Origin of the sequence: Vibrio sp. ER1A (assembly GCF_000733315.1) — a bacterium.
Classification (GTDB): Bacteria; Pseudomonadota; Gammaproteobacteria; order Enterobacterales; family Vibrionaceae; genus Vibrio; species Vibrio mediterranei.
In genome coordinates this window covers 469,567-484,626 of the sequence record NZ_JPJA01000086.1, presented here as the reverse complement: position 1 = coordinate 484,626, position 15,060 = coordinate 469,567, and the positions used below count along the sequence as shown (strand labels likewise).

The 15,060-nt window shown below is 45.8% G+C and carries 12 protein-coding genes; 5 read left to right on the top strand and 7 right to left on the bottom strand.

Going from position 1 to position 15,060, the window contains the following annotated elements; all coding sequences use genetic code 11:
- Positions 1 to 139: 139 nt before the first annotated feature.
- From HW45_RS09580 to HW45_RS09560, 5 genes are all read left to right on the top strand, one after another.
- Positions 140 to 1,201 carry a carbohydrate porin gene (locus tag HW45_RS09580; RefSeq protein ID WP_038226607.1) on the top strand — a complete coding sequence of 354 codons (1,062 nt, stop codon included), beginning with the start codon at positions 140 to 142 and terminating at the stop codon, positions 1,199 to 1,201.
- A gap of 277 nt (positions 1,202 to 1,478) precedes the next feature.
- The gene (locus tag HW45_RS09575; RefSeq protein WP_031495133.1) at positions 1,479 to 2,018 is read left to right on the top strand and encodes a TetR/AcrR family transcriptional regulator; all 540 of its coding nucleotides are present in this window, start codon (positions 1,479 to 1,481) and stop codon (positions 2,016 to 2,018) included.
- A gap of 128 nt (positions 2,019 to 2,146) precedes the next feature.
- Complete coding sequence (locus HW45_RS09570; protein WP_038226604.1) at positions 2,147 to 2,557, top strand: RNHCP domain-containing protein; 411 nt, start codon at positions 2,147 to 2,149, stop codon at positions 2,555 to 2,557.
- Positions 2,544 to 3,578 (top strand): ribosome small subunit-dependent GTPase A, encoded by a 1,035-nt coding sequence (rsgA, locus tag HW45_RS09565; protein WP_038226602.1) that lies wholly within the window; start codon positions 2,544 to 2,546, stop codon positions 3,576 to 3,578. The genes HW45_RS09570 and rsgA overlap by 14 nt, the downstream gene beginning before the upstream one ends.
- 56 nt (positions 3,579 to 3,634) lie before the next feature.
- On the top strand, positions 3,635 to 4,141 hold the full coding sequence (locus HW45_RS09560; RefSeq protein WP_031494140.1) for a GNAT family N-acetyltransferase: 507 nt from the start codon (positions 3,635 to 3,637) through the stop codon (positions 4,139 to 4,141).
- Between the two features lie 61 nt (positions 4,142 to 4,202).
- Here HW45_RS09560 and HW45_RS09555 read toward each other — a convergent pair whose 3' ends face one another.
- The 7 genes from HW45_RS09555 to HW45_RS09530 form a co-directional block, all read right to left on the bottom strand.
- Positions 4,203 to 4,424, bottom strand: a complete 222-nt coding sequence (locus tag HW45_RS09555) for a hypothetical protein (protein ID WP_006070483.1) — start codon at positions 4,422 to 4,424, stop codon at positions 4,203 to 4,205.
- Positions 4,425 to 4,548: 124 nt separating this feature from the next.
- Positions 4,549 to 5,334, bottom strand: a complete 786-nt coding sequence (locus HW45_RS09550; protein ID WP_038226601.1) for an IclR family transcriptional regulator — start codon at positions 5,332 to 5,334, stop codon at positions 4,549 to 4,551.
- A gap of 134 nt (positions 5,335 to 5,468) precedes the next feature.
- Positions 5,469 to 9,968 carry an NPCBM/NEW2 domain-containing protein gene (locus tag HW45_RS09545; RefSeq protein WP_235225436.1) on the bottom strand — a complete coding sequence of 1,500 codons (4,500 nt, stop codon included), beginning with the start codon at positions 9,966 to 9,968 and terminating at the stop codon, positions 5,469 to 5,471.
- Positions 9,961 to 10,482: a hypothetical protein gene (locus HW45_RS29965; protein WP_235225423.1), complete on the bottom strand. Its 522-nt coding sequence runs from the start codon at positions 10,480 to 10,482 to the stop codon at positions 9,961 to 9,963. Before HW45_RS29965 ends, HW45_RS09545 begins: the two co-directional genes overlap by 8 nt.
- A 183-nt stretch (positions 10,483 to 10,665) precedes the next feature.
- Positions 10,666 to 12,189 (bottom strand): CoA-acylating methylmalonate-semialdehyde dehydrogenase, encoded by a 1,524-nt coding sequence (locus HW45_RS09540; protein WP_038226600.1) that lies wholly within the window; start codon positions 12,187 to 12,189, stop codon positions 10,666 to 10,668.
- 50 nt (positions 12,190 to 12,239) lie between these two features.
- Complete coding sequence (locus HW45_RS09535) at positions 12,240 to 13,397, bottom strand: iron-containing alcohol dehydrogenase (protein ID WP_038226599.1); 1,158 nt, start codon at positions 13,395 to 13,397, stop codon at positions 12,240 to 12,242.
- Positions 13,398 to 13,546: 149 nt separating this feature from the next.
- Entirely contained in the window at positions 13,547 to 15,034 is a 1,488-nt protein-coding gene (locus HW45_RS09530; RefSeq protein WP_038226597.1) for an FGGY-family carbohydrate kinase, read from the bottom strand.
- Between the last annotated feature and the right edge of the window lie 26 nt (positions 15,035 to 15,060).

Here is a 15,060-nt window from a genome sequence, read left to right as displayed (position 1 = left end):
TATGCTGCGGAATCTCGGTAAAAACCCTATTTAACCGTTCAAGTCTAAATATTAATACTATCAACTTGTCAATAAACATCTCTCACATAAAAATAATCATCGTTGAATAAAAACACAAGAAAGGACAAAAAGGTAAATTATGAAATTCAATATATTAGCAGTGAGTGTTGCATGTGCGACTATGTCATTTGGAACAATGGCAGCAGATATTAAAGCCGGCCCTGGTACATTAACTCTTGGCGGCAATATGCGTATTGATATGAACGCTACGAAACAATCTGTTGACTTAAAGACTTCGACAACAAAACTAAAATCGGACAAAACAACGCTTAATACAAATGGGCGTCTATCATTTACTGCCGATTATATTGTTGAGCAAAACGGGTATAAAATGAAAGCACGTGTTAATCCGTTACTGAAAACGGACGGCACCGTCACTATGGATGACGCTTACTTAGACCTTAAGAAAACTGGCAACACTTATCTGGGCGCTCAGTTAGGTCGTTTCGAAGCTCTGGATCTTTCCCCTCTTCAAATTGATATTTTCGTAGATGATGCTGATACAGCCAGTCTAGTCGATGGTGAACTATTCGCAGGTCACTATCGTGGTAACAAATACCGCGGACGTTTTGATGGCGCAGCGTTACTTTACGCTGGTAATGATTTAATTAAATTTGAAACCAACGTTGTTTTCGTTGACGAAAAAGATAAGAACAGCAATGTTGCGTTACGTCCAGTATTAACAGTGACTCCAAGCAAATCGTTCTCAATCTCAGCAGGTCTTGAGAAAGGTTTTGACGACGCGTCAAAAGACAAAGATGAACTTGGTTTAGCAACAACTGCTAATGTTAAATTTGGCCTAGCAAGCCTAAACCTGAGTTACGCATACAAGACATCTAAACCTCTCTTGAAAGGTACCAGTACCCGTGTAGACACAAAACTACACACGTTCGGTACTAACATTGCAGCGTATGGTTTCGGCTTAGGAGCTTTCTATACAACAGCCAACAACGAAGTAAAAAATGGCAGCGTTGGCGATGTGAATCTATTCACTACCTACGCTGGTTATGAGCACAAAGACTTTTTAGTTGACTCATTGACGGCGTCTACAGGTGCTTATTACACCTCCGCAAAGGCTGACAAAGTAAGCGGCGATGTCTCTGAATACGGCGCTCGTGTACGTCTTCAGTACAACTTCTAAACAAAAAGAATCAAGACTTATAAGGAAACTGCCTTTTCGATAAGTCCTGATGCTCCCTTGCAAACTTAATCTCACTTGCAAGGGAGCCCCTCCTTCCATAACTCCTACCGTATCCCATTGTTTTAATTAGGCTTACGTAGAGTTGCTAAGATATTTCTATACCAACTTACCATCTACTACCTAAAAATTATCCAAAATAATATTTGACACATACTCAAAGTGAAATTAGAATCCGCACCCACTGACTGACTGGTCGGTTAACAAAGTGAGTAATGTGATGGACAAGAAAGACAAGATCATTGAAGTTGCCATGCAGCTATTTGCGGAGCATGGATTTGAAAAAACGCCTATTTCAACTATCTGTGAGCATGCAGAAATCTCAAAAGGCTTAGTTTTCCATCACTTTAAAAATAAGAACGAGCTACTAAGAGCAGTGTTCACCCATATGACTGACATCATCAACGGAGTTGACCAACAAGATGAGCACTTAGCTTCATCAGAAGGGAGACTTGAGGCGATGATTGATTCGATATTTGAAGGAATGATGATCGAACAGCACCGAAAGATGTATCAATTAAACTTCAGTGTCATGGTACATCCGACCACGCGTAAGATCGTCTTAGATCTAATTGAAGAAAGATATCAAGGTCTGCAGGCATCAACCGAAGAGGTGTTTCGTTCTCTATCGCACCCAAATCCATCGGTTGTGACAAGAATGTTTATCGCTGAAATCGACGGCATCGCAATGAACTATTTGTTGAATGTTGACTTCCCCATAGAAGAAATCAAACAAGAATTCATCAACAAATATTGTTAATAGATTCACTCAATATCACGCACAGTTAATGCGTGATTTTTTTAAACACAACAACCGACTGTACGGTCAGTCAGTTCCTTTTCAAGGAGCAGTATCACCAATAAACTAATTAATGTGAGGTATTCATTATGACTAGAACGAAAACTTTAAGAGCTAACCCTAACGAATCATTCCTTTGTGCATCATGTGGTTTAGGCGTGACACCTATTCAATACGGTGGACAACATCGTAACCACTGCCCTCACTGCCTAAGCAGCGTGCACATGGATATTAAAGCGGGAGATAGACGTTCGAGTTGTCGTGGCATTATGGAACCGATCAGTATTTATGGTCAGAAGAATCGAGAATGGTCTCTGGTCCACAAATGTAGTGAGTGCAGCACGATTAGAACAAACCGAATCGCAGCAGACGACAATGAATTTTTGTTAGTAACAATGGCAGTAGAACCGATGATGTCTCTACCATTCCCATCAAAAACTATTTTGTCTGAACTGAAACAAATGAGCATAAACAAAGGTAGTGAATATGTACTCGAATAACCTACAGACATACCGAGTAATTGAAAGAAACGCCAATAGATACAAAGTACAAACCCCTGACGGCATTAGAACCGCCCAATTGAAGGGTAGCTTTATCCATTTAATACAAGACAAGCAAGGCTATCCTTGTGTTGGCGATTGGATAGAAGCCAGAGATGACAACAATATTATATTGATCCAAAGCATCAAGAAACGGAAAAGTTTGGTAAGCAGAAAAGCCTCAGCTGAAGCAACAGTCCAACAAACTATCGCTGCAAACGTAGATTACACATTCATCGTGATGGGCTTAGATGGTGGTCGAAACTACTCAGACCGTCTATTAGAAAGACTTCTGACCGTTGCTTGGAACAGTGGTGCAACGCCTGTAGTCATACTTAATAAGTCGGATTTAAATGAAGACGCTGAACTAGTGCAAATGCAAGCCGAAACGGTCGCGCTAGGTATCGACATAATTACCTGCAGTGCTCTAGACGGCACAGGTATTAACGACATTATGACATACCTAGCTAACGGTAAAGTCGGTGTCTTCATTGGACCATCTGGTGTGGGTAAATCAACCTTAACCAATACGTTATTGCAATATCAAGCGCAGAAGACTAATGGACTTCGCTTGCAAGACATGCGAGGCAGGCATACCACGTCAAGCTCTTACCTATTTGAGTTAGAAAATGGCGGTTTCATTGTCGATACATCTGGTATCAAGGAAGTACAGGCGTGGGCAAACGGTAACGATATAGATTCAGTTTTCGAGGAAATATCTCTTGTTGCCCAAGATTGCAAATATAGAAACTGCCAACATGAGGGGGAACCTGGTTGTGCAGTTCAGAAAGAGCTTGAAGCAGGTAACATAACCCCTGAGCGTTATGACAGTTACCTAAATTTAAAACAGGAACATGCTTTCTTAGAAAGACGAAAAAATGACAAAAACTCGAATGTAGAACGTCGATATGACAAAGATATGAGCAAATTGATCAAAACGTCTTTAAGTAGAAAAGAACTCGTCAGACAAGCAATGAGGTGAACCGTGAACACTTGGGTTTGTGCTCTGACAACCATGAAATTTATAAGGTAAATCGAATGAAAACGCCGTACCAAATTCAATATGAAGCCTTCGCTGCTGCAGGAGGACTATATGATGAAAGACATGCCAAGCTCTATGCTGAGTTTGCCGATAACTTAATTCTCGATGGAAGCTACTCTATCGTTTATCAGGGTGTCGCTCACGCATGTTATACGCCAATTACCATTGATGCTGCCCCACATCTCAAATGTTATGTGCTCGCACCATTAGCTGTACTGCCGGAATATCAAGGGAAAGGCTATGCGACACGATTGATGGAACAAGCCGAAAGTGAATTGGATGCAGACGTTATCTTTGTTATGGGAGAACCCTTCCATTATGGTAATCGCTACAATACACCGCATAATGTTCTACCGCCGGTAAGAACACAGGCGCCATTGGAATGTTGGTTTGCACGTGAACTGACACCGAACGCTTTGCAAGGTATTGGGGAGTCCACATCATCGATAACAGGCCCTTACGCTGAGCCGCGCATGTGGGGGCACCCAAGCGAACAGGTATAAAGTAGGCCTTCGAACTTCAAGAGCACTCAAATAGGTCTAGCTTTCAAGCTAGACCTATTCCTTATACGTAGGTATCAACGCCCGCTTTTTTCTCCGCAATTTTCTCACCGTCATAGGTTTTGACGACCGCTCCCTCAGAGTTGCGAATCTTGATTTGGTTCTGACTATCCAAGGATGCTGTCAAGTCTCCTTTGCCTGATTTTAGATACCCATTAATGAACTTTGTGGTGTCTTTTAAATGCTGCTGAATATGAGGTTGGTACATTGCGTTGCTGGTTTTCAATGCCTAATGCTCCCTTGGATTGGAAGTATTAACATACTCGAGACGGATGAAAATTAATATCTCAACCAATCACAAATTCTCACTAACAATTAATGCCGTACGGTAATTTTTGGCAAAGATCAAACTACTCGGTCTTTAGCTCGCCGAGTGTAAACTCTAAAATTTCTTGCGCAGCTGAGCGTAATTCTGGGAGATGTGTTTTCAGCGTATCCAACGAGGTACGAAAGCTCGGTGCATGGCAAAATAGATAGCCAAAACTTAATGCATCGGAGCCAATAGGCACCGATATCGCCACCATACCGTCGACAAATTCTTCATTGTCTTCACCAAACCCTTGTTCAGCAATCCGGCTCAGCTCTTCAAGAAACAGACCATCATTAGTTATGGTCTTTGGTGTGTATTCGGTTAACCCCATGTGTTGTACGACGTTTTCACGAATTGAAGTGTCCAATGAAGCGAGATAAAGCTTACCCGATGCGGAAGCTGCAATAGGGACCGGACTCCCCTCTGCCAAATTGATTTGCAGTGGCCAGTTGCAGTTCACACGCTCAAAGTAGATCATTTCAATACCATTAGGCACTGAAATTCCGCACGTTTCACCAATCGTGTCAGCAAGGCGTTGCAACACCGATGTTCTTTGTTCAGAAAAGCGTTGGTTCTTCAAAATATCATGAGATAAAGACTGCAGGTTCGGCCCCGCAATAACGCGACCAATGATATTTTCTTGGAGATGGCCTAAAACGATAAGCTGGTTGATCAGTTTGTTCGCAGACGCAATTGGCATAGACAGTTGTTCGGCAATAGACTCTCTATTGAGTTGACCACGGCTGTGAGCCACGATGGCGAGCACTTGTAGTACTCGGTCTAGGGTTGAACCTTTAGTAGTATTTGCCGAACTAGAGCTTGTCATAGAGCTACATTCATCCTTGATACGGTATTCGATATGCTTTGAATAGCCTATTGCTTTTACTGATTAAGTGCAACCGTGTACAAAGCCTAAGTGACAGATATTAAAAGGGCTTGCCGGAGCAAGCCCTGTTCAAGCTAGTTTTGCAATAGTTTCGCATCCCCCCAACTCGCGTGGTCATAACCATTGCCATTTCCGGCATCATTCGCCTTAAGTGTGATGGTCGTAGCGTCTACTGGAATATCAACAGAAACGGATTCTGCGTTATCTGAACCGGTCAACGTCGCACTTTGATAGTACAACACGCCATCTAGTTCTACTTGGAATACTACCGAGCCAGAGTTACCCACTTCGTCATCAACACCAACACTCGCAGTAAAGCGACTGTATTGACCTGCAGAGATGGTATAAGTGATCGTTGAGTTCGCATGTACCCCCAATCCTTTGGCGAAGGTTTGCCCGCCTATTGAAATAGTGGTGCCATCTTGCGCTTCTCGCTCACCATTACTCATATCTTTTTCGATAGAGCCCCAGCCATTGGTCGAGCTGTCTTCCTGTAAGTCACTAAGATAAACGCTCGCTGGCGGTGTGGACGAGCTTCCTGGATCCTCAGTCATAAATAGATTACCCGAACCGTTATCGGCTGGATGAATCCAATTGCTGCCACCGTCTGGGTCATAGGCAAAAGCCAATCCAGTATGAGGTCCGCTGCCACCATTGCCATTACTTAGCCTCAACTCAAACTGATGCCAACCAGGAGATAAGTTTAAGTTGCCAGTCGAGACCCGATCACTCCAGAGGTCACTACTTAGCACCAACTGTCCATCAATCCATAGACGCGTTTTGTCATCATTGTTTTCACTGAAAGAAATCTGACCGTCGGCATCGTAGATATAACCGGTAAACACCTTGGTCGTATTACCAGCAATCGCATCTTCCGTTTCGCTTAATGAGGTTGTTATGGATGTTTTCGGGTTAGCATCGGTTTCATTAATATTGCCCGAAACGGTGCCATAAAACAGCCCAGGAACAGCGGCACCGCCCCCTTCACTTGGTGTGCGAAGCTTAGCGTCTCCCCAAGAACCATGGTCACTACCGACTCCGTCGCCCGCATCACTCACTACTAGCTTGAGCTCCTGCGCGCTACTTGGAATGTTCACTTGCACGTACTCGGCAACATCACTTCCTCGTAATACGCTACTTTGATAAGCCATCACGCCATCCAACCAAACCTCGAACACGACGGAACCTGAACTGCCCGTCTCATCATCAACACCGATGAAAGCAGTAAACTGATCGTAAGTGCCACCCGTCAGGCTGTACGTCACCTCTGAATGAGCATGAACACCGAGTCCTTTGGTAAATTCACTGCCACCAATGGATATCGTTTGACCATCACCCGGAGCGTTTTCACCGACACTGGTGTCTTTTTCAATCGGTCCCCACCCATTGGTTGCGCTGGTTTCCGAAAGATCACTTAGGTAGGTATAGGATGTTGCTTGCGGTGGCTCGGGCACCACTATATCGGGGCCTTCGTATTCAACCTGTTCTAGATAAGCCACCAATGCAGCGCGTTCTGAGTTATCCGCCACGCTATGCTGCGAGCCAATTTGTAACACATCATCCAACGTTGCCGCTTGACCGTTATGGAAATATGGCGCGCTACCCCAAAGACCAATCAAACTCGGTGTATCAAAACCCGTACCTACTAATGGAGCTCCGATGCCTTGCCCTGAAGAGGCATCAATGGTACCGACATCGTGCCTTTGCATGTCGGTGTAATACACTCCCGCATGACAAGTGTCACACCCTTTCGAGGTGAACAGCGCCTGCCCCGTTAAGGCTTCAGCTGTTAACGCGCCAGAAGAATCTCGGTGTGGACTTTTAGGGAATTGATTTAAGCTACTGACGTAAAACGCGAGGTTATCTAAGTCTTCACTTTTACCTGATTTCGATGTTCCTAATGGGTTTTCTGACAGGCTAAATAAGGCGTCTACCATAAACCCACGACCACCGAACGCGTAGCGAATATCGTTTTCGAAATCCTGTATCTCGTCAAAATTCGCGGTCCAATGCACTCGACCATTGCCTGTGCCTGTCTTACCCAATAACGAGATAGTGTTTCTTAACCCTTCACCACGGTCGGTAAAGTCCCACACCCTATGGTCGCTATCGCCATCTGCGTGGCAGCTGGCACAAGATATGTAGCCATCTTGGGTCATTCTCGCATCGGCTGCGTTGTAGAAGATCTGTTTGCCGCGTAGCACTCGTGGATGCAGTGTTTCATTCGCCACCACAGAGACTTGTGCCAAGGTTGGAATGTCACCTCGATCGGTCAAAAACGCATTGACGTCATGCACAGACACCGTTCTTGAGATAAAGTTGTGAACAAATAATGTCGACCCTGATAGTACGAGCCCTCTTGGTGCTAAGCCAGTATCAAAAATCTCCCCAGCTCTGTTTAAGTTGTAGGTATTGCGAATCTCAATGCTATTTTGACCTTCTACCGCAATAAAAATTAGGTCGCCTATATCGCTGAATACGGCCGCTTTGGGCTGTGCACGATCATCAATATCTAAGGCATTATCCATCACTGTTTTCGAATTGAGATCGAGTCGGTTAACCACAGCTCGAATCGTCGTTTCAAACGTCAGCGTTTTGGTTTCATCGCCTTCTAAATAGGGACCACGATCAACGTTTGCTTTATTAGATGGCAGCCAAGCACTATATCCATCCGGCGAAATTGCGACGGAACCAAGGTAGTTAGCAATGCCTCGGCTTCTATCTGGGCCATCTATTGTTGTCGTATCTTTAGCGATAAGATAACTCTGGTCGATGGTCATACTGGATGCATCAACTGCGACAACTTCCGCGTTAGTTTGAGGCGAAACAAAGCGTGTCACCAGAACCTGTGATGATGAACTGTCAACCGCAATGCCTCTTGCGCTATGACCAACATCCACTGTTGCCACGATAGCTTTGGTGCTTGGGTCGATCTTGAGCAACTTACCACTTGCCTGCAGCGACACAAAAGCGTTAGTGCTATCTGGGGAGAAAGCAATACCGTATGGCTGAGACGCTCTTGGCAGCACAATCGTATCCACAAACTGGCCAGTATTTGTCAGCACAGTGATACTAGCATCTGCCTGATTAACTACCCATAAATTGCCATTAGGCGCTACCGCTAGAGTTCTCGGCTGATCACCCACTGCAGCTTCCCATAATTTGCCGTACGGAGCTGTGTTTTCGATAGCACTGACGGTATCGTTGTCTTCGTTAACCACAACAACCTGGCCATTGGCTTCCACTATGGTTGATGACGCCGTTGGCGAGACCGTTGTTGGTTGACGATATACTGTGATGGGTACCGACTTACTACTCTCAAACACACCATCAGCCGTGGTTTCTTTAATCGTCACCACCGCAGACCAATGGTTAGGCTGATTGTAGGTATAACTCGCGTTTCCGCTGGTCGAAAACGGTGTCGAACCACTACCATCGCCAAAGTTCCAAGAATACTCGAGACTGCCTCCTAACAAAGGTGTCGTAGAAGCAGACACATTAACACTACTACCTAGTGTCACTTTATCATTGGCTGACAAGGTCACATCGTGGCCGACTTGCGATCCCGTCGCAAAGCGATATTCAGTACGAGCCATCGGGTTATCAGCAAAGTCCTCAATTCCTTCCAGTACGACTTCGTAAATACTGTCCGCTTCTAGTGCTTGGGAAGGAGTAAAGTGGATAAATCCGAGGTTGGTGCTGTACTCCCCTTGAAGCGGGGTTGAACTACCGATTTTGGTGACAGTAAACGAGCTACTATTGACCGATTCCATCAACACGCTATCTGATAACGCCACACCAATACGGGTCGATAAAGGTTGCAGTGTCGCGTCGATCGCTGGGTTAGCGGCGGATATATAAGGAGGAACATTGTCCGGCATACTTTGATGTGCAATCAAACCACTGCCAGAACCATGGTCGTTTCCAACCCAAACTAGGTTACCAAATGGGAACACCTGACCATGGTCAGTGTTGCTGCTTGTGGCATTCAATGAGCTGCGCCCAAGTTCACGTATATTGTTGATATCACTGACATCTAATACCGCAATATCGTCTTGGTTACCCAGAAACAACTTGTTGTCTTGAACGTTACAATAAAGATTTTCGAATCCAGTCAGTTTTTCATTAACTAACGTCATCGGGTTAGTAGTCGTGTCATAGACACGCAAATAGTCATTGGTGCTTCGCGCTCCGAAATACGCATATTTGCCATCCCAACAGGAAGCATAGTACTTCTCTGGTAGGCGATTAACCGTCTTAACTAAGGTTGGGTTAACCGGATCATCTATGTTGAGCATGGAAAAACCTGCCGTCCCTTCCATGCTGGAAATGAACATTCGGTTACCCAGCGCAAAGAGTGGTCCTATGTTGAATCCGCCCAGTTCCGAGTTCGGCACCGTTTTCACTAGTGTTGGGTTACTCATGTCGCTGGTATCAACAATGGTTAACCCTGCATTGCCACGAGCAATATAAAGATAAGGAGCTTGCCAAAAAAGCTGCCAAGAGACGTTGTTGTAATCACCGAAGTTCACGCCAGAGATCGCCAATTTCGACAAGCGCACAGGATTAGTCACATCCGACCAATCCCAGATTTCTATCCCCTTTCCCGTTTTGGATGGCAATGGTGTTGTTCTCTCCCAAGCCAAACGAGTGCGGCTCTCTAAACTCCGCTGTCCTTAATCCATCACCAGTACGGTTTAGATTGGCAAGATCCGGTTCATATACTGTTTTAACGAGTTGCATGGCTTTGGGGTTAGAGACATCCAGTGCGATCCAACCTCCCGGCCCACCGCCACTATCAGGGGCAAAGACGCCAACCATATAGCCGTTGAGCATGGTCATGACGTTTACGCCATAGTGTTTTCTGCCGGGATAGTCGGGGGGAAGAAAATTAGTGGTATCGTCAACGAGTGGACTCGATACATGAGTAAACGCCTCTGATGATCCGTAGGTAAGGTTACCCAATCCAGGGCCTTGTGCAGCATTTGCTGCGGCAATAAACGAGGTACTGCATAGTCCCGCTAATACACTGCTCACAACAGGGCGACGCCAAGTCTCAAGAGACTTTATCAAGCGATTGGCTTTCATCGCCTTCTCCTTGTTTTTTATGGTCACTAAACAAAGCTCACTTCTCATAGAAAAGTGAGCACTTAAAAAACATGAAGAGGACAGGCTCGCCTACCCAATCAATCCAAAAAATAGACAGTTTATCTTGTTGACTCGCTGCCCAAATTTAAGCAAACCTACCGCACACCTCCTCACGTCAATGCGTTATTTCATAGTTGGCATGACGAATTCGGCTTGAGTCTGTGTGCTGTCCTTTGAACCGACTTTCACATCCGATTCGGGCCAACGTGTAGTGATGGTTTTCATTCGAGTAAAGAATCGAACGCCGTCAGGGCCGTGCATATGCAAAGGGCCAAACAGTGAACGCTTCCAACCGCCAAAACTGTGGAATGCCATTGGTACCGGAATAGGCACATTCACTCCAACCATACCTATCTGAACGTTGGCGGAGAAGTCTCGCGCGGTATCGCCGTCTGCAGTAAAGATAGCCGTGCCGTTGCCATATTCATGGTCGTTTATGATTTGTAGGGCTTCCTGATAAGTATTGACTCGAACAATGCAAAGCACTGGACCGAATATCTCTTCTTGATACACAGTCATATCGGTGGTCACATGGTCGAACAAGGTACCACCAACGAAAAAGCCATCACTTGACTTAGCCAGTTCTAGATCTCGACCATCAACAAGTAAAGCCGCGCCCTCTTCCTGACCCTTTTGAATGTATCCGCAAACTTTTTGCTTATGCTCTTTGGTAATCAAAGGTCCCATATCGTTTTCAATCGCTTGACCGTAACCGGGTCCTACTTTTAACGTGGTTAACTTATCTTGAAGGTGACGAGCCAATGCATCGCCCGTCTCATCACCCACAGCGACGGCAACCGAAATCGCCATGCAGCGCTCTCCAGCGGCTCCATAGGCTGCACCCATCAGCGCATTCACTGCACCGGCAATATCGGCATCCGGCATGACCACCATATGGTTTTTCGCACCACCTAGGGCTTGAACGCGCTTGCCGTGTTTCGCGCCTTCAGAATAGATGTATTCTGCAATCGGCGTTGAACCGACAAAGCTAACAGCTTGAATTCTTGGGTCTTGCAGTAACGTATCTACCGCTTCTTTATCCCCTTGAACCACATTAAAAACACCATCAGGTAATCCCGCTTGTTTCAGAAGGTCAGCAATAAACAGAGGCGCGGAGGGATTTTTCTCTGACGGTTTTAAGATAAACGTATTGCCCGTCGCAATGGCAATAGGAAACATCCACATAGGCACCATGACCGGGAAGTTAAATGGTGAAATCCCGGCCACCACACCAAGTGGCATCATTTGTGAGTGGGAATCTACACCGGTTCCAACGTTCAGACTGTGCTCGCCTTTTTGCAGGTGTGGGATGCCGCAGGCAAACTCGACCACTTCTAGCCCTCGAGTTATCTCACCTAATGCATCACTAAAGACCTTGCCATGCTCACGGCTGATGATATTCGCCAGTTCATCACGATTTTGTTCTAACAGAGTTTTGAACTTGAACATCACTCTGGCGCGATTAAGCGGCGTGGTTTTAGCCCAAGAGTCAAACGCTGCCTGTGCAATGGTAATTGCCTGCTCTACTTCCTGTTTTGAGCACAGTCCAACTTGGTTCTGCACTTCACCTGTAGCAGGGTCATAGACAGGCAAATGTCGTTCCGACTGACTTTCAACATATTGATTATTAATAAAACTACTGATCATGTTTTCATCCTTGTTTAGTATTCTGAGGCTTAATTAAGGAAATTCAGGCGCTACCAAGCGGCTTTATACAGCTCGATCACTTCTTCTTTGTTCGGAACTCGAGGATTGTTGTTAGGCGATCCAGAAGCCAGAGCTTGCTCAGACATGATGTCGAGATTTGACCAAAACGCCTGTTTATCAATGCCAAAATCGCTCATGGAAGGCACGCTTAAATCCTGATTGATCTGCCTAAGTTCCAGCAGTAGTGCAGCAACTGCATCGTCGTCATTGGTGCTCGCATCAACCACTCCCATTGCTCTTGCACACTCGGCATAACGAGCTTTAGCCGCTGGAATCGAATATTCCGTTACCGTCGGCAATAACATGGCGTTGCTCATACCGTGAGGCACATGAAAGTGCGCGCCAATTGGGCGGCTCATGCCATGGACCAAAGCGACAGATGCATTAGAAAACGCAATGCCTGCGAGCGTAGCTCCGAGCATCATTTGCTCTTTGGCGTATTTATTGTCTGGATTGTTGACGGCTTCACGCAGATTTGGCGCGATAAGTTTCATCGCCAATAGCGCTTGCTGATCAGTAAACAGACCCGACTTTCCACTAACATAGGCTTCAATGGCGTGAGTTAACGCATCAATTCCGGTATCCGCTGTGATGCGCTCCGGAGCCGTCATTGTTAAAGTAAAATCAATGATGGCGGCTGATGGAATAAGACCTGGTCCCATACAAAGAAGCTTTTCGTCGTTGGTTTCGTCGGTAATAATGGTCACTTTGGTGACCTCCGAGCCCGTTCCCGCCGTCGTTGGAATCGCAATCAACGGCATAATTGGCGAAGTCACGATATTAGGTACACTGTAATCTCGAATTCGACCTTGGTGCTCCGCAAGCAAAGCAATCGCTTTAGCACTATCAATCACACTGCCACCGCCTAGCGCGATGACGCCATCATAATGCCCATCAATCACCTTATTTACCGCTGGAAGTATCGACGCCTCTGTTGGTTCTGGAACGGTATCCGTGAAAACATCCGCCTCAACACCAGCTTGATTCACGAAGGACTTTAGCTGGTCGACCTGGCCTAAGGTTTTCATCACTGGGTCAGATACAATCATGACTCGGCGACAACCCAGTTGGATAGCTATCTCCCCCGCTCGCGCTGTCGCGCCTTCACCTACCTCTAAAAGCTTTGGCAAAACAATAGATTGACTCATAATTCACCTCACAATTTATATCGATACATTTCGTATCATTATTTAAATTAATTTATTCAGGACGTAACAAGTCCCCACAACTTTGCTGTGGTAGAGCCTTGGTAGTCGCTAACTAGCTAAACTTGTCGCTTGAGCTCATCAAGGTTCAATCAGCCCAATGAACGTAATGCATCTCTCAGAAGACAGTACTTACTATATCGAGTCGTAAAGAACTCCGAGCGCTTAATATTAGGCATATAACGCTTATCGGGCTGCGGCTGAGGGCTTAGTCGCTCGGTCTGACCTTCAGTGACGGCATTCATCGCCAGTTGCGCCACACCTTTTGCTCCGACCTCGTTACAATTTGTCGACGTCACCGTGACGCCCAATATGTCTGCAAACAACTGACACCAATATTCGCTTCGAGAAGCGCCACCGCTAATGGCAATTCGATCCACGTCATACCCTGCCGAACGTAATCTTTGGATATGCTCAAGATGAGCAAATACAATACCCTCATAAAAGGCGTAGACCACGTGAATGTCCTGATGCCAACCTTTCAAACCAAACAGATTGGCAGATTGGCTATCTTGCCCGGTCGATCCGTAGAGGTACGGATGGAACATGGGTAGCGTTGGCATTAATTCGACATCTTCCAATTGGCGATTAAACTGTTCGAAAATACTATTGCCAACGCTTGCTTCACGTTCTCTTCGCTCAGAGAAGAATCGCTCCACCAGCCACTCTAGATTGGATGCTGAGCAGGTGCTGGACTCTATGGCTAAGTATCGATTCTCAGCGAATTTACACGCCATAAATACCTCTTCAGGCGGCAGTTCATCAGTTACTACCTGATTGATATTCCATGTGCCAGCGACTACCGAGGTATCAGCTAACGCACTGGCTTGTGAACCATAGGCGCATGCCACTACATCGAACAGACCCGCAATGACAGGCGTCCCCGCTTTAAGCTTTGTTATACTTGCAGCGTCTTCAGTGACTGTTCCTATCACTTGATTACTTTCATAAATCGGCGGCAACTTGGTGCTAATGTCTGCCAACTGGTAGTGATTCAGAAGCTCAAGAGACACTGAGTCGGTTTCAAAATCGAACAAACCCGATGCAGTGATATCTCCCCATTCTGTCGCGCACTGCCCTGTAAGGCAGTAGTTCACATAGTCTTTGCAAAACAGCACCTGACCGGTTTTTTGAAACGTTTCTGGCTGGTGCTTCTGTAGCCACGTAAGTAACACTGCTGTTTGAGATGACCACACGCCTTGCCGATTGCGCTTTTTGAGGTCTGTGAATCCCTTAGATGCCTGTAGCAAGGTGACTTCGCTGGCAGCGCGATTATCCAGAGACTTAATACCAAGTAATGGCTTTAGTTCAGTATCAAGCAGATATAACCCATTCCCATGACCGCTGGTTCCTAGCGCGATAACTTGACTGCTGTCCACACCGGTTTGCTCAATCAATTTAGCGATCACCTCTGCGCATAGCGACCAGCATTGGTTTAAGTCCGCTTCAGTGTGATCAGGTTGAGGGATATGAGTCGGATAATTATTGGCTACAGCGCCTATCTCGCAGCCATGCTCATCGAACAATGCCGCTTTGATCGCCGTGTTACCACAATCAATTCCTATCGCATATGACTTCATATCCCCTCCTTGCTTTAGTTCTGTAT